This is a genomic window from Azospirillum oryzae, from assembly GCF_008364795.1.
Taxonomy (GTDB): domain Bacteria; phylum Pseudomonadota; class Alphaproteobacteria; order Azospirillales; family Azospirillaceae; genus Azospirillum; species Azospirillum oryzae.
In genome coordinates this window covers 74,490-94,819 of record NZ_VTTM01000014.1, presented here as the reverse complement: position 1 = coordinate 94,819, position 20,330 = coordinate 74,490, and the positions used below count along the sequence as shown (strand labels likewise).

The 20,330-nt window shown below is 68.2% G+C and carries 19 protein-coding genes; 9 read left to right on the top strand and 10 right to left on the bottom strand.

The features are described 5' to 3' along the window. Window positions 1–204 precede the first annotated feature (204 nt). On the top strand, window positions 205–423 hold the full coding sequence (locus FZ938_RS26625; RefSeq protein ID WP_149201297.1) for a hypothetical protein: 219 nt from the start codon (window positions 205–207) through the stop codon (window positions 421–423). 26 nt (window positions 424–449) lie between these two features. Here the strand turns inward: FZ938_RS26625 and FZ938_RS26620 are convergent, their stop codons facing one another. From FZ938_RS26620 to FZ938_RS26580, 9 genes are all read right to left on the bottom strand, one after another. Beyond that, the gene (locus tag FZ938_RS26620; protein WP_149201296.1) at window positions 450–1,229 is read right to left on the bottom strand and encodes an oxepin-CoA hydrolase, alternative type; all 780 of its coding nucleotides are present in this window, start codon (window positions 1,227–1,229) and stop codon (window positions 450–452) included. Then, on the bottom strand, window positions 1,226–1,657 hold the full coding sequence (locus FZ938_RS26615; protein WP_174757543.1) for a PaaI family thioesterase: 432 nt from the start codon (window positions 1,655–1,657) through the stop codon (window positions 1,226–1,228). Before FZ938_RS26615 ends, FZ938_RS26620 begins: the two co-directional genes overlap by 4 nt. Window positions 1,658–1,668: 11 nt before the next feature. Next, on the bottom strand, window positions 1,669–2,391 hold the full coding sequence (locus FZ938_RS26610; RefSeq protein WP_149201295.1) for an ABC transporter ATP-binding protein: 723 nt from the start codon (window positions 2,389–2,391) through the stop codon (window positions 1,669–1,671). Beyond that, window positions 2,388–3,113, bottom strand: a complete 726-nt coding sequence (locus FZ938_RS26605) for an ABC transporter ATP-binding protein (protein WP_085083614.1) — start codon at window positions 3,111–3,113, stop codon at window positions 2,388–2,390. The genes FZ938_RS26610 and FZ938_RS26605 overlap by 4 nt, the downstream gene beginning before the upstream one ends. Next, on the bottom strand, window positions 3,100–4,071 hold the full coding sequence (locus FZ938_RS26600) for a branched-chain amino acid ABC transporter permease (protein WP_149201294.1): 972 nt from the start codon (window positions 4,069–4,071) through the stop codon (window positions 3,100–3,102). The genes FZ938_RS26605 and FZ938_RS26600 overlap by 14 nt, the downstream gene beginning before the upstream one ends. Further along, window positions 4,068–4,946 carry a branched-chain amino acid ABC transporter permease gene (locus FZ938_RS26595; protein ID WP_109156104.1) on the bottom strand — a complete coding sequence of 293 codons (879 nt, stop codon included), beginning with the start codon at window positions 4,944–4,946 and terminating at the stop codon, window positions 4,068–4,070. The genes FZ938_RS26600 and FZ938_RS26595 overlap by 4 nt, the downstream gene beginning before the upstream one ends. Before the next feature lie 69 nt (window positions 4,947–5,015). Further along, complete coding sequence (locus FZ938_RS26590) at window positions 5,016–6,194, bottom strand: ABC transporter substrate-binding protein (RefSeq protein WP_149201293.1); 1,179 nt, start codon at window positions 6,192–6,194, stop codon at window positions 5,016–5,018. A gap of 50 nt (window positions 6,195–6,244) precedes the next feature. After that, window positions 6,245–7,813, bottom strand: coding sequence for a class I adenylate-forming enzyme family protein (locus FZ938_RS26585; RefSeq protein ID WP_149201292.1), 1,569 nt, complete (start codon window positions 7,811–7,813; stop codon window positions 6,245–6,247). Beyond that, window positions 7,810–8,961 carry an acyl-CoA dehydrogenase family protein gene (locus FZ938_RS26580; protein WP_149201291.1) on the bottom strand — a complete coding sequence of 384 codons (1,152 nt, stop codon included), beginning with the start codon at window positions 8,959–8,961 and terminating at the stop codon, window positions 7,810–7,812. Before FZ938_RS26580 ends, FZ938_RS26585 begins: the two co-directional genes overlap by 4 nt. A gap of 261 nt (window positions 8,962–9,222) precedes the next feature. Between FZ938_RS26580 and FZ938_RS26575 the strand changes: the two genes are divergently transcribed. The 8 genes from FZ938_RS26575 to FZ938_RS26540 all read left to right on the top strand — a co-directional run bounded on the left by FZ938_RS26575 (window position 9,223) and on the right by FZ938_RS26540 (window position 19,910). Beyond that, window positions 9,223–9,930 carry a glutathione binding-like protein gene (locus FZ938_RS26575; RefSeq protein ID WP_149201290.1) on the top strand — a complete coding sequence of 236 codons (708 nt, stop codon included), beginning with the start codon at window positions 9,223–9,225 and terminating at the stop codon, window positions 9,928–9,930. 179 nt (window positions 9,931–10,109) lie between these two features. Continuing rightward, window positions 10,110–11,351: a GNAT family N-acetyltransferase gene (locus FZ938_RS26570; protein ID WP_149201289.1), complete on the top strand. Its 1,242-nt coding sequence runs from the start codon at window positions 10,110–10,112 to the stop codon at window positions 11,349–11,351. An 18-nt stretch (window positions 11,352–11,369) separates the two neighbouring features. Next, window positions 11,370–12,572 (top strand): carboxylate--amine ligase, encoded by a 1,203-nt coding sequence (locus FZ938_RS26565; RefSeq protein ID WP_149201288.1) that lies wholly within the window; start codon window positions 11,370–11,372, stop codon window positions 12,570–12,572. An 11-nt stretch (window positions 12,573–12,583) separates the two neighbouring features. Beyond that, a complete protein-coding gene (locus FZ938_RS26560; RefSeq protein WP_149201287.1) occupies window positions 12,584–13,417 on the top strand; it encodes a metallophosphoesterase family protein in 834 nt (277 codons plus the stop codon). Between the two features lie 81 nt (window positions 13,418–13,498). Next, window positions 13,499–15,127 carry a bifunctional metallophosphatase/5'-nucleotidase gene (locus tag FZ938_RS26555; protein ID WP_149201286.1) on the top strand — a complete coding sequence of 543 codons (1,629 nt, stop codon included), beginning with the start codon at window positions 13,499–13,501 and terminating at the stop codon, window positions 15,125–15,127. Beyond that, window positions 15,127–17,670 (top strand): ATP-binding protein, encoded by a 2,544-nt coding sequence (locus tag FZ938_RS26550; protein WP_246458090.1) that lies wholly within the window; start codon window positions 15,127–15,129, stop codon window positions 17,668–17,670. Before FZ938_RS26555 ends, FZ938_RS26550 begins: the two co-directional genes overlap by 1 nt. Before the next feature lie 190 nt (window positions 17,671–17,860). Next, on the top strand, window positions 17,861–19,471 hold the full coding sequence (locus tag FZ938_RS26545; protein ID WP_149201285.1) for a tyrosinase family protein: 1,611 nt from the start codon (window positions 17,861–17,863) through the stop codon (window positions 19,469–19,471). Window positions 19,472–19,583: 112 nt separating this feature from the next. After that, on the top strand, window positions 19,584–19,910 hold the full coding sequence (locus tag FZ938_RS26540; RefSeq protein ID WP_149201284.1) for a hypothetical protein: 327 nt from the start codon (window positions 19,584–19,586) through the stop codon (window positions 19,908–19,910). A 10-nt stretch (window positions 19,911–19,920) separates the two neighbouring features. On the opposite strand, the gene FZ938_RS26535 is transcribed toward FZ938_RS26540, so the two are convergent. Continuing rightward, window positions 19,921–20,259, bottom strand: coding sequence for a DUF1491 family protein (locus FZ938_RS26535; RefSeq protein ID WP_085083589.1), 339 nt, complete (start codon window positions 20,257–20,259; stop codon window positions 19,921–19,923). Window positions 20,260–20,330: the final 71 nt, after the last annotated feature.

Sequence of the window (20,330 nt, the reverse complement as noted above, 5' to 3'; positions counted from 1 at the left end):
GTGCGGGCTTATAGCCCGTCCCATCCGGTTTTCGAAGCGCGTTCGGCTTCGATCAACTGAACCGCCCATGTTTGTCGCGGTTCCGCTCCGTTCAAGAGGTCTAAGGGGTACTCCCTTGCGGGTATGCCGCCTCACTGAACGTCCGGGTTGGAAACATACACCATTGCAATGTGTTTTACCCGGACGCGAGAGAGGAAAGATGCAATGTCATTCGTTGAACTGACCGATACGACCGGGGAAACCGTTCTGGTGAACCCAATCGCGGTCGCCTACCTGCGTGCTACGGCCGATGGAGGCACCGAACTGCATTTCGCCGGTGGGGCGGAGCCGCTGCGGCTGCCGGGCGCACCGTCCGACGTTGCCCGCACCCTGGAAAACGCCGCACCCACCCCGCCCGATCCCACCCTGTCGTTGCTGGCCTGACGATAAGCTCAGCCGTGGCATTGTATTTAGCGGGGGTAGCTTGGCGCGCGCTTCTCGAAGAAGGCGGTGATGCCCTCCGCCGCCTCGGCCCCATGCAAGGCTTCGACGAAAAAGGCGGCCTCGCGATCGAGCTGATCGTCGGGCGCGCCGAAGCCGCTCTCGATCAGCCGCTTGGCCCGACCGATGGCGAGCGTCGGCCCCTCCGCCAGCCGTTCGGCCCAGGCCAGGGCTTCGGCAAGCGCGGTGCCGGGCGCCACCACCCGGTTCACGATGGCGAGCTGGGCCAGCCGTGCCGCGCCGATCTTGCCGCCCTCGAACATGATCTCGGCGGCGAGTTGGGGCGTCGCCGCACGGGCGAGGAAGGCCGACGCGCCGCCGTCCGGGTTCAGCCCGACCTTCACATAGGCCAGCGTGAACACCGCATCCTCCGCGGCGACAATCAGGTCGCAGCCGAGAGCCACCGAGAATCCGGCCCCGGCGGCGGCCCCTTCCACCGCGGCGACCACCGGCTTCGGACACGCACGCATGGCGCGGGTCCAGCCATGGAAGCGTTCCAGGCTGGCGCGGGTCACCTCCGGGTCGGCCTTGGCGTTGCCGAGCAGCCGGCCCAGGTTGCCGCCGGAACAGAAGGTCCCGTTGGCCCCGGTCAGGACGATGGCGCCCACTCCCGGATCCTCGGCTGCCTGGGTCAGCGCGTCGCGGGCGGCGGCCATCATCTCCGGCCCAAGCGCGTTCTTGGTGGCGGCGTCGTCCATCGTCAGCACCATCACGCGACCCTGGCGCGCGACGGTCAATTGTCCGCTCATAGCTGTGTCCCCTCCCGGTTCTCGCTGCCCGGCCGGTATTTGAACATGCCTTCCGACGTGGCGATCAGGGCGCCGGTGTCGCCATGGCGGAGTTCCGCGGCCACCCCGACGATCTTGCGCCCGCCGCCACGCAGCCGGCCGGTGGCCACCAGCGTACCGGTGCGCGCCTGCCCCAGGAAGCTGGTCGACAGCGACAGCGTGACCACCCGCCGCACCCGGTTGGGAAAGGGACAGTATGTTGCCGAGAATCCGGAAACCGTGTCCAAAAGCGTCGTCATGACCCCACCATGCACGACGCCGGCCCGGTTCAGGTGGCGCTCGTCGATGGCCATGGTGAGTTCCGCCGCCCCCTCCTCCCAGCGACTCAAGGCGTAGCCCAGCAGGCGCTGGAAACCGGATTCCGGCTCCCCGTTCAGCAGATCGTCCATACCCTGTCCCATCACGCGGCTGTTTCGTGTGCGAAGTAAAGCGCGTGCAGGCGCTCCAGGTCCACCCGGTCGCCGCGTTCGGACAGAACGACCTTGCCCGACTGCATCAGATAGACATGGTCGGCGATCTTCAGCGCGCGGCTGGTGTTCTGCTCCACCAGCAGGATGGTCAGCCCCTCCGCCCGCAGGCGGGCCAGGATGCGGAAGATCTCGTCCACCACCACGGGGGCGAGGCCCAGCGACGGCTCGTCGATCAGGCAGACGCGCGGCTGCTCCATAAGGCCGCGGCCGATGGCGAGCATCTGCGCCTCCCCGCCCGACAGGGTGCCGGCGATCTGGCCGCGCCGTTCCGCCAGCCGGGGGAACATGTCCATGACCATCGCCTTGTTGCGCTTCCAGTCCTTGCGGCAGCTGCGCGGGAAGGCGCCCATCATCAGGTTGTCCTCCACCGTCATGTCGGGGAAGATCATCCGGCCTTCCGGGATCATCACCACCCCGTCGGCCACCCGGTCCCAGGTCTTCACCGCCTTGCGGCTCTGCCCGTCGACGCGGATGTCGCCTGCGGTCGCGGGCACCAGCCCCATGATGGCGCGCAGCAGCGTGGTCTTGCCGGCGCCGTTCGGGCCGACGATCACTGTGGTCTTGCCGGTCTCCACCGACAGCGAGACGTCCCACAGCACGTTGATCGCGCCATAACCGGCCCGGAGCGTCAGGATGTCGAGCGCGTTGGTCATGACGCCTCCGCAAGTGTGGTTTCGCCGGTGTAGCTGCGGATCACCTCCGGGTCGCGGAACACCGCGTCGGGGGAGCCGTCGGCGATGATCTGGCCGAAATTCAGTACCAGCACCCGCGGGCAGAGCGCCGCGATGGTGGCGATGTCGTGTTCGATGATGACCATGGCGAGGCGGTAGCGGTCGCGCACCGCCGCCAGCCGCTCCATGAAGGCGCGCTTGCTGCTGGTCTCCAGCCCGGCCAGCACCTCGTCGAGCAGAAGCAGGCTGGGCTCGGTCGCCAGCGCCTTGCCGACCTCCAGCGCCTTGTGCTCGGTCAGGGCCAGTTCGGTGGTGGCGTCGCGGTCGGCCTTGTCGCGCAGGTTCAGGATGTCGAGGATCTCGTCGATCCGCTTCGGGTCCTTTTTCCCGGCGCCGAAGCGCTGGGCGACCAGCAGGTTCTCCCGCACCGTGCAATGACCGAAGGGGCGCGGGATCTGGAAGCTGCGGCCTATGCCGAGCCGCGCCCGCTTCCATTCCGGCAGCTTCAGCAGCGAGGTGCCGCGGAAGTCGAGCCGGCCGGCGGTCGGCCGCACCACGCCGGAGATGACGTTGAACAGCGTCGTCTTGCCGGCCCCGTTCGGGCCGACCAGACCGATGCTCTCCCCCTCCGCGACGGAGAAGCTGGCGCTCTTCAGCGCCTGGACGCCGCCGAAATTGACCTGGACGCCTTCAAGCGTGAGCATGGCGGCTCTCCTTAACCGTGCGGCGGCGCAAGGCCGGCATCAACCCGCCTGGGCTGAACAGGATCATGGCGCAGAGCAGCACGCCCAGGATCATCTGGTGGCCGTGCGGCAGGATCGGCTTGAACAGCAACTGGTCGACCAGATAGATCGCCAGCGCTCCCACCACCGGGCCCCACACCGTGCGGTAGCCGCCGAAGATGGCCGCTGCGATGGGCAGGACGGTCCAGCCGCTGGAAAAGGCGTAGTCTGGGTCGAGGAAGCTGATGAAATGGGCGTTGAAGGCGCCGACCACCCCGGTGATGAAGGCCGACAGCACCAGCATGGCCGCCTTCAGGTGCGTGCTGGGCACACCGACGACGCGGGTCGCCACCTCGGTGTCGTGCATCGCCTTCAGCGCGAGACCCCAGGTGCTGCGCCGGATGGCGTCATAGGCGAAGGCCGCCAGCACCACGATGGTCAGGACGATCAGGTAGCCGCCCAGCTTCTCGCCGAAATCGAAACCCAGCACGGTGGGGAAACGCGGGATCGACAACAGCCCGCCGGCCCCACCTGTGACCGGCGTCATCTCCGTCGCCAGAATCTGGAAGATATGGGCATAGGCCAGGATGGCGAGAGCGAAATAGGGACCGCGCAGCCGCAGCGCCGGCAGCATGGCGACGGACGACACCGCCGCGCCAACCCCGCCCAGCAGCATGGCGGCGAAGACAGGCACCCCCAGCTTCATCGCCAGTACGGCGGAGGTGTAGGAGCCGACCCCGAAGAAGGCGGCGTGCCCGAAGCTGACCATGCCGCCGAGGTTGCCCAGCAGCGCCCAGGCCACCGCCACCCCGGCGATGGTCAGCGCCGCGACGATCAGCCCCAGCACATAGGCGTTGCCGCCGAACAGAATCGGTATGCCGACATAGGCGATGGCGAGCGCCGCGATCAGAACGATGCGGTTCAAGAGCGTCGTGGTCATCGCGCCAGTGCCCTCCCGCCGCCGAACAGGCCCGAGGGCGAGACGAACAGCACGACCAGGAACAGGATCATTCCCGCCAACTCCTGCAGCGAGGCCGACAGATAGGTGACCGTCAGCGATTCGATGACGCCGATCATGATGGCGCCGATCAGCACGCCGGGGATCGATCCCATCCCGGCCAGCACGGTGATGATGAAGGCCTTGACCGTCAGCACATGGCCCAGGGCCGGGAAGACGGTCTTGCCGGTGTAGATCGCGAAGCCGGCGAAGGTGGCGAGCAGAGCGGCGATCAGGAAGGACAGGATCTCGATCTTGCGCGGGTTGACGCCCATCAGCGTCGCCGCCGCCCGGTTCGACGACAGCGCCCGCACCGCCCGGCCCTGCCAGGAATGGTTCAGCCACCACCAGACGCCGGCCATCAGCACCAGCCCGCCGACGAAGGCCGCGACCTCCGCGTTCATGGCGAACAGCGTGTCGGCGATCACCATCGAATCCTGGAACCAGGGATCGGAGGTCGAATGGATGTCGGCCGCCCAGATCGACAGGATTGCGTTGGTCAGGATGATCCCCAGCCCGAAGGTGAGGATCAGCGAGTTGATCTCGCGGTCCTGATGGATGCGGCTGAGCAGCGCATAGACGATGGCCGACGCCGTCCCGACGATCACCAGCGCCACCGGGATCGCCATCACCGGGTTGACGCCATAGTTGGTTTCCGCCGCATAGGCGACATAGGCGGCCAGCAGCACCAGCTCGCCATGGGCGAGGTTGATGACCCGCATGGTGCCGAACACCAGAGCCAGACCGACCGCCACGGTCGCGTAATAGCCGCCGGCGAGCAGGCCCGAGAACAGTGCCTGGAGCGTCAGTTCAAGCATGGATTGCGCCCTGTTGGGGGTGGCGGGGGCGACAGATCCCTCTCCCGGGGCGGGAGAGGGACTATTTGCTCACCACGGCACCGCCGGGAAGTTCATCTTTCCGTTGGCGGCGTCCTGCGGCCAGACCAGGACCACCTTGCCGCCCTGGTGCTGGCCCATGCGGTGGGTGAAGTTCAGGTTGTCGCCGTTCTTGTCGAAGGTGACGCGGCCGATCAGGGTGTTGGCGTCGGTCTTGCGCAACTCGTCCGGCAGGCCGCCCTTGCCCAGCGTCCCGGCCTCGTCGGCGCGGACGACGGCGTCGATCAGCAGGCGGGTCTGGACATAGCCGAACTGGCCCAGATAATCGGGGTCCTTGTTGAACAGCTTCTTGTAGGTGGCGGCGAATTCCACCGCCTCAGGCTGGGTGAACTCCACCGGGTAAGGCAGCATGGAGGTGCCGTAGACATTCTCCATCAAATCGGGGAATTCCTTGGCCATCTGCGCGGTGGCGAGCGACCAGACGCCGACCATCGCCTTGACCTGCGGCTTCAGCACCTTGGATGCCCGCAGGATACCGACATAGTCGTTCTCGTAGCCGACCATGGCGATGACGTCCGGGCGGTCCTGCAGCTTCACCTTGTTCATCAGCGGCTTGAAGTCGCTGGTGGAGCCGTCGAACTCGTGCATGCCCACAGTGACGCCCTTGGCGGTCAGCGCGGTGTTGACCTGCTTGGCGAGGCTGCTGGTCGCGTCCTTGTTCAGATAGACGATGGAGACCTTCTTGGCGCCCATCTCCTGGATCAGGCCGATCATGGCCAGCGCATAGCCGTCGGTGTTGTTGATGCGGAAGAAGGTGGGATAGCCGCGCTGGGTCAGTTCCGGCGACACGCCGCCCGAGGTGATGTAGACCAACCCGGCCTTCTGCGCCGCTTCCGACGCCGGACCGATGATGTTGGAGCCATAGCCGCCGGTGATCGCCACCACCCCGTCGCCCGCCAGTTTCTCCACCGCCGCCACGCCCTTGGCCGGGGAGGTCTCGTCGTCGATGGTCTGGACCTTGAAGCTGTGCTTGCCGGCATAGCTCTTGTTGGCCATGTCGATGGCGACGGCGATGCCCTCATGCATGCCCTGGCCGACGCGGGCGAGGCTGCCGGTCAGCGGCAGTTCGGAGCCCAGCAGGAACTCCTTGGCCTGCGCCGCCCCGGCGCCCAGCGCCACCGACAGGGCCAGTGCGGATACGGTTACGAGATTGGCGATCGTCCGGGTCATGTTTTCGTTCCCTCCCAGGGGCTTTGTTGTTTTGGGCTTTGTCGACTGTGTCAGGCGGCCATCACCTCGGCGGCCAGGGCGCGGAGGCCGCTTTTCAGCAGCTTGCCGGTCGGGCTGGCCGGCAGGGCGTCCATGGCGACGATGCGCGACGGGCGCTTGTAAGGGGCGAGCCGTTCGGCGGCCCAGGCCTTCAATTCGTCCTCGCTGGCACTGCGGCCCGGGATGAACTGGACGAAGGCGACCACTTCCTCGTTGCCGGCGACGGCGTGGCCCACCACCGCGGCCAGCGTCACCGCCGGGTGGCTGGTCAGCACGCCCTCCACCTCCTCCGGATAGACGTTGAAGCCGGAGCGGATGACGATCTCGCGGATGCGGCCGACCACGGCGACGCAGCCGTCCGGCTCCAGCCGGGCAACGTCGCCGGTCTTCAGCCAGCCGTCGTCGGTGATGACCTGGGACGTCAGCGCCGGTTCGCGGTAGTAGCCGAGCATGACGTTGGGGGCGCGGACCCACAGTTCCCCCGGTTCGCCGTCGGCCACGTCGCGGCCGGTGACATGGTCGACGAAGCGCATCTCCACCAGCGGCAGGGCCGGCCCGATCGAGGTGTCGCCGCGCGGCGCGTCCAGCCGGGTCTGCGTCACCGTCGGCGAGCATTCGGTCAGGCCGTAGCCGTTGTGCAGCGGCAGGCCGAAGACCCGCTCCACCGCCAGCTTGAGGTCGAGGTCCAGCACCGAGCCGCCCGAGGACAGGTAGCGCAGGGCCGGCGCGTTGGGCTTGCGGCCGGTGACGGTCGCGTGTTCCACCAGCTTGGCGTACATGGCTGGAACACCCTGGAACACCGTCACGCCATCCTGTTCCAACGCCTGCCATACGGCGGCAGGAGCGAAGCGGGGCACCGTGTGCAGGCAGCCGCCGGCATAGAGCGTGCCGAGGCAGGTGGAGGCGAGGCCGAAGACATGGCTGACCGGCAGCACGCCGTAGGTGCGGTCATTGGGACCGAGCCCGCGCATCCAGCCCGACACCGAGGCGACGAACAACAGGCCGCGGTGGGACAGCATCACGCCCTTGGGCTTGCCGGTGGTGCCGGAGGTGTAGATCAGGGCGCCGACCTGCCGCTGGTTGCCGGCATGGACCGGCTCCGGATCGGCATCCAGCAGCGGGCCGACCGCCATCGGCGGCAGGTCGGGGTCGCCCAGCGGCTCGGCGCCATGGCGGGCGGCGTGGGCGGCGGCGTCGGGGGATACCGTATCGGTATAGAAGATGCGGCGCGGCCGGCAGTGATCGCGGATGGTGTCGATCTCGCGATCCGACAGGCGGGCGTTGACGATGACCGGCCAAGCGTCGCACTCGCTGGCCGCCAGGATCAGGGTGACCGCCGCGAGGCCGTTCTCGCAGACGATCATCACCCGGTCACCGCCGACCACCCCCAGCCGCCGGAAATGCACGGTGGTGCTGCCCACCGCCTGGGCAAGGCGGCGGTAGCTCCATTCCTGCGTCCCGTCGAACAGGGCGGGGGCGTCCGGCGTCCGTTCCGCCCAGGCGAGCGCGGCGTGGCTGATGCGCGGCGGCAGCGCCGCCACCATCGCGGCGAAGTCGGGAACCGGCCGCCCCACAGTCATGCCGCCTCCCGGATCATGTTGCGGGCGATGACGAGCTGCTGGATCTGGGTGGTGCCCTCATAGATGCGGAACAGCCGGACGTCGCGGTAGAAACGCTCGATCCCGTAATCGGCGATGTAGCCGGCCCCGCCATGGATCTGCACCGCCCGGTCGGCGACGCGGCCGACCATCTCGGTCGAGAACATCTTGCAGCAGGCGGCGTCGGTGTTGACGTTCTGCCCGTCGTCGCGGCGGCGCGCGGTTTCCACCACCATGCAGCGGGCGGCGTAGGCCTCCGCCCGGCTGTCGGCCAGCATCGCCTGGATCAGCTGGAATTCGGCGAGCGGCTGGCCGAACTGCTTGCGCTCCATGGCGTAGGACAGGCTGTCGCGGATCAGCCGCTCCGCCAGACCGACGCAGACGGCGCCGATGTGCAGGCGGCCGCGGTCCAGCACCTTCATCGCCGTCTTGAAGCCCTGCCCTTCCTTGCCGCCCAGGATGGCGCTGGCCGGAACGCGGCAGTCCTCGAAGATGACGTCGCAGGTGTGGGCGCCCTTCTGGCCCATCTTCTTGTCGATGGGGCCGAGCGACAGGCCGGGCGTCCCCGCCTCCACCAGGAAGGCCGACACGCCGCGGGCGTCGCGGCTTTCCAGGTCGGTGCGGGCGAAGACGGTGAAGAGACCGGCCTGCGGCGCGTTGGTGATGTAGCGCTTGGTGCCGTTCAGGATGAAATGGTCGCCATCACGCCGGGCGGTGGTGCGGAGCGAGCCGGCATCCGACCCCGATTCCGGTTCGGTCAGGGCGAAGGCGCCGACGATCTCGCCGGCGGCTAGGCGCGGCAGATAGGTCTGCTTCTGCTCCTCCGTCCCGTCGATGACGATGCCCTGCGAACCGATGCCGTTGTTGGTGCCGATCAGCGAGCGGAAGGCCGGCGAGGTCTGGCCCAGCTGGAAGGCGACCTGCACCTCGTCCGACATCGACAGGCCGAGCCCGCCATATTCCTCCGGGATCGACAGGCCGAACAGGCCCATCTCGCGCATCGCGGCGATCACCTCGGGCGGAATGGCGTCGTCTTCCGCCACCTTATGCTCAAGCGGGACCAGCTTTTCGCGGACGAAGCGCCCCAGCGTGTCCAGCAGTTGATCCAAAACGTCCTTGTCCAAGGCCATGCGTGCTCTCCGTCCGGGGAGAATGATTTCAGGGAAAATCGTGGATTGAGGGGCGCCGCCTCATCTGTTCGTTGGCCACGCTGACAGATGAGGCGGGAGCTGTCAACAAAATGAAATTGCATTCCGTTATACGAAATTAGTGCGGTGGATCGAAGGTCTGCCGCGCGTGCGTGCGGGCTTGCCAGCCGGAGCGAAGCGGTTAACCTTTTCGGAAATCAGCGGCCTGGAGCCTCGGGCCGATAAATGACTGGAGGGTTTGGGATGATCGACCTTTATTTCTGGCCGACGCCGAACGGCCACAAGATCACGATCTTTCTGGAGGAAGCCGGGCTGGATTACACGTTCAAGCCGGTGAACATCTCCACCGGCGACCAGTTCAAGCCGGAATTCCTTGCCTTCTCGCCCAACAACCGCATGCCGGCGATCATCGACAACGCCCCGGCCGACGGCGGCGAGCCGATCAGCGTCTTCGAATCCGGCGCCATCCTGGTCTATCTGGCCGAGAAGACCGGCAAGTTCCTGCCCAGCGACGTCCGTGGCCGCAAGACCGTTCTCGAATGGCTGTTCTGGCAGGTCGGCGGCCTCGGCCCGATGGCCGGCCAGAACCACCATTTCGTGCAATACGCGCCGGAGCGCATCCCCTACGCCATGGAGCGCTACGTCAAGGAGACCGGGCGCCTCTATGGCGTGATGGACAAGCGCCTTGCCGACAACGAGTTCCTGGGCGGAGCGGAACTGTCCATCGCCGATATGGCGAGCTATCCCTGGATCGTCCCGCATGAACGCCAGCAGCAGGATCTGGACAACTTCCCCAACCTGAAGCGCTGGTTCAACGCGATCAAGGATCGGCCGGCGGTGGTGCGCGCCTATGAAAAGGGGCAAGCCGTCAACCCCAACCGCACGCCCACGGTGAATGAGGACAGCAAGAAGATCCTGTTCGGCCAGTCCGCCGACACGGTCAAGCGCTGAGGTCCCTGACAGCCGGCCCGGCATCGATCGCCGGGCCGGCGTATCGGTATAGAATCCGCTTCTTTCGCGGCATCCTTTTGCGCCGCGCAGATTTTTGGGGCTCCCCGGCGTAGACGGGACCGTTCCCGGATCCAGCGTGTTGTTTTCGGTAGAGAATATCTACCGGAGACGCCGCGCCGATGAGCATCTGGCCCCGCCCCGACTCCGCCCGCCCGAACTCCGACGGTCCCGCCATCGAAACGGAGATCGGTCCCGCCGCATCCGCCGAAATACGGATTTCCCTGCACCCCCTTCCCTCCATGCCGGAACTGGCGCTGGCATGGACGGAACTGGAAAGCCGTGCCGACTCCTCCTTCTTTCTCTCCTGGACCTGGATCGGCTCCTGGCTGGCGCAGATGCCGGATGGCATCGAGCCGCATTTGCTGGTGGCATTACGGGGCGATGAAGCGGTCGGTCTGGCCGTGCTCTGCCCGCGCGTGCGGCGGCGGTTCGGGGTGCTGCACAGCCGATGCTGGATGCTGCACGAGACCGGCGACCGCGGCTATGACCGCCTGTTCATGGAGTATAACGGCATCCTCGCCGACCGCCGCTTCGCCGACGAAGTGACGGATGCCATGCTGCACTGGCTGGGCGAGCGGCTGACCGCCAATGACGAGCTGGTGCTGGGCGGGCTGACCCTGGCGGCGGAACGGGCCGCCCGGCGGGTGGCGGCGCGAACCGGCCATACGCTGCAATTGCGCATCGCGGATTCGGCGCAGTGGGTCGACCTCGGCACGGTGCGGGCCGGCGGCGGCGACTTCCGCGGCGGCCTCGGCCGCAACACGCGGGCGGCGGTCAATCGGGCAGAGCGGCTTTACCGCGCCCGCGGCGCGCTGGATCACCACGTCGCCGCGACGGTGGACGAGGCGATGGAGTATTTCGCCGGGATGGAGGTCCTGCATCAGGCCGGCTGGCAGGCGCGCGGACAGGCGGGCGCCTTCGCCAACCCGGCGTTCCGTCCTTTCCACACAAGGCTGATCGCCGAGGGGATGCGGCGCGGCGCCGTGCGGCTGAGCCGGGTCAGCGTCGGCGGGCAGCCCATCGGCTATCTCTACAACTTTGTCCATCGTCACCGCGTCCTGAACTATCAGGGCGGCTTCGCCTTCGAGGCCGACAACCGGCTGAAGCCCGGACTGCTGAGCCATGTGCTGGCCATCGAGGATGCGCTGGCCCGCGGAGAGGATTGCTACGACTTCATGTCGACGCCGGCTGGGCACAAGCCGCTGCTCTCCAATGCCGAACAGCCGATGAACTGGCTGACGCTCGGCCCCGACCGGTTCAGCCGGCGGCTGGAGGCGCATTGCCGCCGGGCGCGCGGGGTGATGGTCGACGCCGTCAAACGGTCGCTGCGCGGCTGGATCGCTCCGGCAAAAGGCATCTGAGAAGGGAGAGCGTTCGCCATGGCAACAGGACCGAAAGCCGGGCCGCTGGCCTGCGTGTTGGGCGACATGGATCTGGTGCGCCCGCTGGGGCTGGCCGGCATCCGCTGTGCCGTGGTCGGACCGCCGGGCGGGGCGACCGCCCATTCCCGCTTCACTGAGCGGCTTATCCCATGGGAGGGCGGCAATGACGAAGCGCTCGTCGACCGTCTGCTGCGTTTCGGTGCCGCGCAGGCCGAAAAGCCGGTGCTCTACATGGAGGAGGACGCGCAGCTTCTGATGGTGTCGCGCCATCGCGACCGGCTGTCTGCCGTCTTCCGCTTCGCGCTGGCCGATGCCGATCTGGTGGAGACGCTGGTCGACAAGGGCCGGTTCCAGGCACTGGCGGAGCGGCTGGACCTGCCGGTTCCCCGCACCCGACGCCTGAGCCCCCTGCCCGGTGGCGAGGCGCCGGATCTGGACCTGCGCTATCCCGTGATCGTCAAGCCGCTGACCCGCCGCCCGCCCTGGGACGAGATCGAGGGGCTGGGCAAGGCGATCCGCCTGGACGGGGATGATGAGCTTCGCGCCCTGTGGCCGCGCCTGATCGCGGTCGGCATCGATCTGCTGGCGCAGGAACTGATCCCCGGACCGGAGACGCGGATCGAAAGCCATCATGTCTATATCGATGCGGACGGTGCCGTGGCCGGCGAGTTCACCGGGCGCAAGATCCGCACATATCCGGTCGACTACGGTCACAGCACCGCGCTGACCATCACCGACATCGACGGCGGGGGAGCCGACGTGGCGGCGCTGGGACGGGAGATCGCGGCGCGCATCGGCCTCAAGGGCGTTGCCAAGTTCGATTTCAAACGCGATCCCGACGGCCGCCTGCACCTGCTGGAGATCAATCCGCGCTTCAACCTGTGGCATCATCTGGGGGCGGTCGCCGGGGTGAACCTGCCGGCGATGGTGCAGGCCGATCTGACCGGCCGCCCCCGCCCAGACCCCCGCCCGGGCCCGGCCAAGGCCCGGCCCGGCGCCTGCTGGTGCCACATCAGCAAGGACAGGCTGGCGGCGCGGGACAGTGGCGTGCCGACGGCGCGCTGGCTGGCCTGGGTCGCGCGTTGCGAGGCGAAGGCGATCACGCCGGACGACCCGATGCCCTTCCTGCGGCCGAAGCTGGACCGGCTGCTCGCCCGCGTTCCCGGCGTCGCCGGCCCGGCGCGCCTGGCGAAGCCCTGAGCGCAAAAACCATGAAGATCGCGCTCATCTCCGACATCCACGCCAACCTGGAAGCGTTGCAGGCGACACTCGACGCCATCCGGGCCGAGGGGGCGGAGCGCATCGTCTGCCTGGGCGACGTCGTCGGCTACAACACCGACGCCGCCGCCTGCATCGCTCTGCTGCGGCAGGCCGGCGCCGTCTGCATCGCCGGCAATCACGACCGGGCGGTGATCGGCGCCATCGGGACCGAGGGGTTCAGCGAACCGGCGGCGCGGGCCGTCGCCTGGACCAAGGAGCGGCTGGACGAGGAGAGCCGCGCCTTCCTGTCCGCCCTGCCGCTGACGGCTGTGGTGGATGGCGCTCTGGTCGCCGTCCATGGCGCCCTGCATCCGGAGGTGGGGAAGGAACTGGTGCGGCTGGACGATGACGGCAAACGCCGCTTGAGCCTTCAGGCGCTTCTCGGGCATCCCTCCGGCGCGCGGGTCTGCGCCTTCGGCCACACCCACCGGGCGGGGCTGTGGGAATGGCGGAACGGGGCGGTGCAGGCGGTGCCGCTCGACGGCGGGGCGCAGTTGCGGGCAGACGGGCTGTATCTGCTGAACCCCGGCACGGTGGGGGAGCCGCGCGGCGCCGATACCCGCGCCAGCTTCGCCTGCTTCGACACCGCCAGCCGGCGGGTCACGCTTCACCGCGTCGCCTATGCCCGCCGGGCGGCACTGTCGAAAACCCGGCGCGCCGGGCTGGCGCCACGTTTTGCCGCAGTTCCGGCGTCGGTGCGGATGAAGTTGATCGGAATTCTGCGAGTTCTCGGTGTCTACGAATGGGTAAAACGGGCTCTTCCACGCCGTGTGTCATCAATATGACAATCCCGTAACGCGGCTTTGCTTCAACAGCGACGTGGAAATGAGCATAATCCGGCGCGGGGGCAGAGGTGACGCCGGGCTATGGACACTATCGGTATATTCAACGGCGCTGCCGGCGGGATTCGGACCCGGCTCGGCAGGACATTGTCGTCCCTGGCCGCCTCGCTGGCGCTCGGCCTTGGCCTTGGCTTGCCTGCGGCGATCCTGCCGGCGCAGGCGCAGCAGCCTGCCGCCGCGGCCGTGGATGGAAAGGCCGCGACGGACACCGGGCCGGTCCATCTGACGATCCTCTACACCCAAGGCACCACCGACCTTGACGAGACCGCCGGACGCGGCGGCATGGCCCGGCTGGCCGGGACGATCCGCCAGGAACGGGCCGCCCATCCCAACCTGCTGGTCCTCCATGGCGGCCAGACGCTGGCGCCGTCGGTGCTGGCCTTCTACGACCAGGGCGCGCACATCATCGACCTGCTGAACGGCATGACCATCGACGCGATGGCCGCGCTGAACCGCGAATTCCACCATGGCGACGACCGGCTGAGCGCCCGCGCCTTCGAGGCCGGCTTTCCCATCGTCACCACCAACACGGTGGACCGCGCCTCCGGCAGAACGCCGGATGGGCTGGAGGACGCGGTGGTGCTGAGCGCCGGCCCCTTGCGCATCGGCGTGATGGCGGCGACGCCGGTGCTGACGCGGGAAACCACCCGTGCCCAGCGGACGGAGTTCCGCGACCCGGTTCCGGCGCTGAAGGCCAAGGCCGCGGCGTTGCGCGCCGACGGTGTCGATCTGGTGGTGGCGATGACCGGCTATGCCGGCGACACCCACCGCAGCGTGTTGGCCGCCCGCCCCGCCGACATCGTGCTGTACCAGGACCGCAACCGCCCATTCGCCGTCGATTACGACGGGCGTTTCCTGTCCGCCACCGTCGGGCCGCAGGCGGCCTGGGTGCTGGCGCTGGATCTGACGGTGGAGCGCAGGACCGGGCCGGACGGCAAGCCGCAAGTGAGCTGGACCCCGGCGCCCCGCCTGATCGACAGCGCGGCGGTGCCGCCCGATCCCGCCGTGCTGATCCAGGCCAAGACTTATGCGGCGCGGCTCGACACCATGCTGCGGATGGAGGTGGGACGTCTCACCGCGCCGCTCGACACCCGCAAGGAGGCGCTGCGGACGGGCGAGAACGCCTTCGCCAACGCGGTTGTCGACACCCTGCGCGAGACGCTGGACGCCGATGTGGCGCTGATCAACGGCGGCGGCATCCGCGGCGATCGCCAATATCCGGCCGATGCCCTGCTGACCCGGCGCGACATCTATAGCGAGCTTCCCTTTCACGATGTCGGCGTCGTGCTGGACATCACCGGGCAGCAGCTTTGGGAGGCGGTGGAAAGCGGCGTTTCGGCGGTGGAGCAGCTGCAGGGCCGCTTTCCCCACCTGTCCAACGCCCGCGCGGAGATCGACCTCACCCGCCCGCCCGGCCAGCGGCTGCGCAGCCTGTCGGTCGGCGGCAAGCCGGTCGGCCGGTCCACCCGCTACCGGCTCGCAACCAGCAGCTTCCTGGCGGCCGGCGGCGACGGGTACGGCGTGCTGGCGGGCGTGCCGAGGCTGGTCGAAGACCGCAACAGTGAGTTCATCTCCACCCAGATGATCGACCAGATCGCCCGCAGCGGCGAGTTCGTTCCCCGGCTGGACGGCCGCATGACGGTGAGGCGGTAATGGACGGCCAGCTTTCCACCAGCCTGTCTTCCTCCACCGTGCCGAGCATCGTGCGGAGCACGTCCGAAATCTTGCAGAGCACGTCCGGCATCATGCAGACCCCGGCGCGGGTCGCCGCGCTGCCGGCGCCGGCAACGGGCGCGACGCCGGGTCCGCAGACGCCGCCGCCGAACCGGACGCGACGCTTCGGCATCGCGGTGCGCATCACGCTGGGGCTGTCGGTGATGGCGCTGCTGGTGGTGCTGATCGGCGGCGTGTCGATGTCGTCCTTCCGCCTGTTCCGGGCGGAAGTCACGGCCCTGTCGACCAACACGCTGCCGGAGGTCATCACCAGCGCCGAACTGCACGGGTCGCTGCAGAAGCTGGTGGCGCAACTGCCGCAGCTCGCCGCCGCGAATTCGACGCCGCAGCGACGGTCCATCTATGACGGGCTGGTGACGGAGCTGGATTCGATGCAGCTTCTGGTCGCCCGCATGCGCGGCCTGATGAAGGACAACCACGGGGACGGGAAGGAGCGCGACGGCAATGTCCGCCTGCTGGAGCAGACCCGCTCCACCCTGCTGATCCTGGCCGCCACCGTCGCCGACCTGAACGCCGAGGTCACCCGCCAGATCGAGTATGGCGACCGTCAGGCCGAAGCGGCCCGCGCGCTGAGCCGGCTGGCGGCAGCGATCGAAAGCATGCCCGACACCGGCGCCTGGGCCGCGCGCATCGGCGCGCTGATGGCGCGGGCGGCGGGGGCGACGCAGCTCGACCATCTCAGCCGGTTGAAGGGGGAGGCGCGGTCGGCCGAACGGACGCTGGCCGAACTGGCCCGCCTGACCGGCGGCGCGCCCGACCCGACCGGCCAGATGATGTCCACCGTGCAGGAGGAGCTGTTTTCGCTGCTGGTCGCGCCGGGCGGGCTGTTCGAGAGCGCCATCGACCGCCTGCAGGCGCGCAACCGCGCCCAGGCGCTGACCGGGCAGGCCCAGGTGCTGGTGGAGACGGTCGAACGGTCCACCCGCGCGCTCTACGACTCCATCCGCGACCAGTCGGCCGAGCGCACCGATGCGCTGGCCGAGCTGATCGCCGAACGCACCCGCACGGTCATGATGCTGGCCGGCGCGTCGATCCTGCTGGCGGTCGGCGTCTATTTCATCTTCCGCCGCTTCCTGTCCTCGCGGCTGGTGGCGATGAACCGGGCGGTGCTGGCCCGGCTGTCGGGTGGCCGGCAGGCCGGAGGCGGGGCGGCCGGGACGGTTCCGGTCCCGGCCCCAGTCCCGGTGGACGGCGACGACGAGATCACCGACATCGGCGCCTCGATCCGCTACTTCATCGACGAGATCGACCGGCGCCAGCAGGCGCTGGCCGACAACGAGCGGCGATTCCGCGATCTGGTCGAGGGCTCGATCCAGGGCATCATCATCCATCGCGATTTCCACGCGCTCTACGCCAACGACAGCTTCGCCGCCATGCTGGGGCTGACGGTGGCGGAGGTGATGGCCCTGCCGTCGCTGCTGTCCGTCGTGGCGGTGGAGGCGCGGCAGTCGATGATCGACAATTACGACCAGCTGCTGGAGGGCGGGCAGTCCACGCCGCGCCGCCGGATCCGCGCCTGCCGGCCCGACGGCGCCGAGCTGTGGGTGGAGCTGACCGGCCGCCGGGTCGACTGGATGGACGGCCCGGCGATCCAGGCGGTGGTGGTCGACGTGACGCGGGAGGTCGAGGCGGATAATGCGTTGCGCCAGTCGCGCGACGCCGCCGAACGCGCGCTCGGCGAATTGAAGGCGACGCAGGCCAGCCTGATCCAGGCGGAGAAGATGGCCTCGCTAGGCCAGCTGGTCGCCGGCGTGGCGCACGAGGTGAACACCCCCATCGGCATCACCATCACCGGCGCCTCGCAGCTGCAGGCGCTGATCGGCGAACTGTCGGACCGTCACACGGCGAATGCGCTGAAGAAGTCGGATTTCCAGCGCTTCCTCAGCGACGGGATGGAGATGGCCAACCTGATCCTGTCCAACAGCACCCGTGCGGCCAATCTGGTGCAGAGCTTCAAGCTGGTCGCCGTCGACCAGTCCAGCGACGAGCGCCGCGCCTTCCTGCTGCGGGATTACATCGACGAACTGCTGCGCAGCCTGCATCCGACCTACAAGGCGCGGGCGGCGCTGACCATCGACATCGATTGCCCGGCGGATCTGGAACTGGACGGCTATCCGGGGGCGCTGTCGCAGATCCTGACCAACCTGGTTATGAACGCGCTGGTCCATGCCCTGGATCCGGAGCAGCCCGGCCGCATCACCATCGCCGCCCGCGTGATGGACGGCGACATGGTGGAACTGTCGATCGGCGATGACGGCGCCGGCATCGCGCCGGAGGTCCTGCCCAAGGTCTTCGACCCCTTCTTCACCACGCGGCGCGGATCGGGCGGCAGCGGGCTGGGGTTGCACATCGTCTACAATCTGGTGACCGGCCGCCTGCACGGCACCATCGGGGTGGAGAGCCGCCCCGGCGAAGGCACCCGCTTCACCCTGCGTTTTCCCCGAGTCACGGCGGCGGCATAGATCGCTGCCGCGTCCGCCCGCCCGTTTCCCCGGCCGGCGACATGCCTGTGCATGGACCGGACATATCTAGGTATGCTGGCGTTCGTCCGTTGCCCTTCGGCGTGGCAACGGCGGTTGATTCCACGTGCAAACAGTCGGTTTCCTATACAGGCTTCCAGTGTTTTTATCGCTATGAGGGAGCTTGACCGAAATGAATTTCAGCAGACGAGATTTTCTGGCATCCACCGCCGCCGTGGCGGGTGCCTCCATGCTGCCCTTCGCCCCGGCGCGGGCGGCAACGGCGAAATATATCCGCTACAGCGCGACCAGTGACGAAGGCAAGGCGATGCTGCGCAGCTACGCCACGGCCGTCCAGCGTATGGTGAACCTGCCGCCCGACCATCCGCACAACTGGTTCCGCAACGCCTTCGTCCATTTCATGGACTGTCCGCACGGCAATTGGTGGTTCTATGTCTGGCACCGCGGCTATCTCGGCTATTTCGAGGAGACGGTGCGCAAATACAGCGACAATCCCAATTTCGCCTTCCCCTATTGGGATTGGACGGTTCTGCCGCAGATCCCGAACGAGATGTTCGACGGCGCCCTGACCCCGGTCAGCGAGGCCTTCCTTCCCCATACCAAGGACCTGAAGACCTTTACCGCCTATATCAAGCCGGCGATGAAGAAATATTGGGACACGCTGAATGCGGCCCAGCGCAAGCAGCTGGACATCCGCGGCTACAGCAGCTTCGACAAGCTGTGGGACGACGTCACCGGCTGCAGCCACGGCAAGTGCGATCCGGGCAACGAGGCCTTCGCCGCGACCGACCGTGCGCGCTACCTGAGCCGTGAGAACCCGAAGCTGGACGACAAGACGGCCAAGGCCTGCTCGCCCCATACGGTGCTGACCGGCCTGCTGCCGGTGGATTACTACAACGCCGACGTGACCCGCAGCTTCACCAGTTCCAAGACGGCGTCGCACAACGTCATGCCGGGCGGGAACACCCAGTTCTCCGTTCTGGAAGGCCAGCCGCACAACCTCGTCCACAACTGCATCGGCGGCGTCGGCCCGTGGGATCCGGGTCCCTACGGCAACATGACCAACTTCCTGTCGCCGGTCGACCCCGTCTTCTTCCTGCACCATGCGAACATGGACCGGCTGTGGGACGTCTGGACGCGCAAGCAGCAGCGGCTGGGCCTGCCGATCCTGCCGACCGACAAGGAGGAGCTGTCGCAGTTGTCCCGCGAACCCTTCCTGTTCTTCGTCCGCGCGGACGGCAGCTACGTCCTCGACGGCCGCGCCGGTGACTATCTCAGCACCGAACGGTTCCAGTACGAGTACCGGCACGGCTTTGGCGACGCGGAATCGGCGCAGGTGGCGGCGGCCAATCCGTCGGCTCAGGTCAAGGCTCCGGTCAGGGGCACGGTGGCGAAGGGCGTGGGATCGGTCCAGCTGTCGGCGGCGCCGTCCAGCCCGGTGGTGATGGCGGTCAAGGTGAGCCGCCCTGCCGGCACCGGCGCCTCGCGGAATTTCGACCTGCTGATCAACGCCCCGGCCGGCGTGACGAAGGTGGCGGCGGACAGCCCCTATTACGGCGGCACCATCGGCTTCTTCGGCCCGGCAATGCACGGCATGGCGGACGACGCCACCTTCACGCTGCCGCTGCCCCAGGCCGCCCACACCGCCGCGCTGGCGCAGAGCCCGACAGCCAACGCGGCAGCGCCGGCGGCATCCGCAACGCTGGAGGTTCGCCTTGTCCCGACCAATGGCTCCCCCACCACCACCGCCGCCGTCAAGGCGGTCTCGCTTCAAGCCCTGTAAGGGTTGGCGAGGCGGGCCTGCTGCCGCCCTGCTCGCGCTGCTGGTCCTGACGGGCCAGCCCGCGGGCGCGGAGCCGGCGCCCCCGTCCGGGACGCCGGACCGCAATGGGGAGATGGTCCTCGCCCTGCCGCATCCGCTGCGGCAGGGCGAGGCCGCCATCCTTGCAGTCACCCTCGGCCCGCTCACCCGTGGGCAGACGGTGGAGGTCGCCACGTCGGACGGCGTGCCCATCGGCGCCGCCGCTCCCTTCGGTCCCCAGCGTGGTCAGGGCGCCGGTACCGTGACCATTCCGGTGCCGGCCGGGGTTTGGCGGGACGGGCGCCTCGCGCTCCGCCTGCACATCACCACCCATGACGGCCGGTCCCGTCCGCCGACGGCGGATGAGGTCAAGGAGATTCGGCTGTCCATCATCGGCCCAACTCCCCAATCACCGCCCTAACCGCCGCCTGTCAGCGCACCGGCCCGTCGAACCAGTGGCGGCCCTGGCGGTCCTCCACCTCGACCACCCAGACGTCGGGGTCGTAGCGCAGCTGACGCGCGATGTAGGCGTCGGCGTCCGCCTCCGGCACCGGATCGGCGCCGGTGCCGCGCGCCCAGAACAGCCGCTCGCCATCCGCCTCGCGGGTCTGGACCAGCACGGTGAAGGTGCGGTCGAGCCGGTTGATCTTCAGGATCACCGTGCCGCGGCTGGGATCGCCCTTGCGGACCACGGTCATTGCCACGCCCTGGGCGTCGGCTGCGCGGATGTGGGCCGAAACCCAGAGATGCGTCGGAAGGCGGTCGTCCATTGCCGTGACAGGCTCCTGATCGTGGGCTCTTGGTGATTTTCGATTCTCGCCCTGCCCGGCCGGCCGGTGTA

Coding starts and splice junctions, on each gene's coding strand:
- FZ938_RS26625 (WP_149201297.1), top strand. CDS start 205: ATGTCATTCGTTGAACTGACCGATACGACCGGGGAAACCGTTCTGGTG.
- FZ938_RS26620 (WP_149201296.1), bottom strand. CDS start 1,229: ATGAGCGGACAATTGACCGTCGCGCGCCAGGGTCGCGTGATGGTGCTG.
- FZ938_RS26615 (WP_174757543.1), bottom strand. CDS start 1,657: ATGGACGATCTGCTGAACGGGGAGCCGGAATCCGGTTTCCAGCGCCTG.
- FZ938_RS26610 (WP_149201295.1), bottom strand. CDS start 2,391: ATGACCAACGCGCTCGACATCCTGACGCTCCGGGCCGGTTATGGCGCG.
- FZ938_RS26605 (WP_085083614.1), bottom strand. CDS start 3,113: ATGCTCACGCTTGAAGGCGTCCAGGTCAATTTCGGCGGCGTCCAGGCG.
- FZ938_RS26600 (WP_149201294.1), bottom strand. CDS start 4,071: ATGACCACGACGCTCTTGAACCGCATCGTTCTGATCGCGGCGCTCGCC.
- FZ938_RS26595 (WP_109156104.1), bottom strand. CDS start 4,946: ATGCTTGAACTGACGCTCCAGGCACTGTTCTCGGGCCTGCTCGCCGGC.
- FZ938_RS26590 (WP_149201293.1), bottom strand. CDS start 6,194: ATGACCCGGACGATCGCCAATCTCGTAACCGTATCCGCACTGGCCCTG.
- FZ938_RS26585 (WP_149201292.1), bottom strand. CDS start 7,813: ATGACTGTGGGGCGGCCGGTTCCCGACTTCGCCGCGATGGTGGCGGCG.
- FZ938_RS26580 (WP_149201291.1), bottom strand. CDS start 8,961: ATGGCCTTGGACAAGGACGTTTTGGATCAACTGCTGGACACGCTGGGG.
- FZ938_RS26575 (WP_149201290.1), top strand. CDS start 9,223: ATGATCGACCTTTATTTCTGGCCGACGCCGAACGGCCACAAGATCACG.
- FZ938_RS26570 (WP_149201289.1), top strand. CDS start 10,110: ATGAGCATCTGGCCCCGCCCCGACTCCGCCCGCCCGAACTCCGACGGT.
- FZ938_RS26565 (WP_149201288.1), top strand. CDS start 11,370: ATGGCAACAGGACCGAAAGCCGGGCCGCTGGCCTGCGTGTTGGGCGAC.
- FZ938_RS26560 (WP_149201287.1), top strand. CDS start 12,584: ATGAAGATCGCGCTCATCTCCGACATCCACGCCAACCTGGAAGCGTTG.
- FZ938_RS26555 (WP_149201286.1), top strand. CDS start 13,499: ATGGACACTATCGGTATATTCAACGGCGCTGCCGGCGGGATTCGGACC.
- FZ938_RS26550 (WP_246458090.1), top strand. CDS start 15,127: ATGGACGGCCAGCTTTCCACCAGCCTGTCTTCCTCCACCGTGCCGAGC.
- FZ938_RS26545 (WP_149201285.1), top strand. CDS start 17,861: ATGAATTTCAGCAGACGAGATTTTCTGGCATCCACCGCCGCCGTGGCG.
- FZ938_RS26540 (WP_149201284.1), top strand. CDS start 19,584: ATGGTCCTCGCCCTGCCGCATCCGCTGCGGCAGGGCGAGGCCGCCATC.
- FZ938_RS26535 (WP_085083589.1), bottom strand. CDS start 20,259: ATGGACGACCGCCTTCCGACGCATCTCTGGGTTTCGGCCCACATCCGC.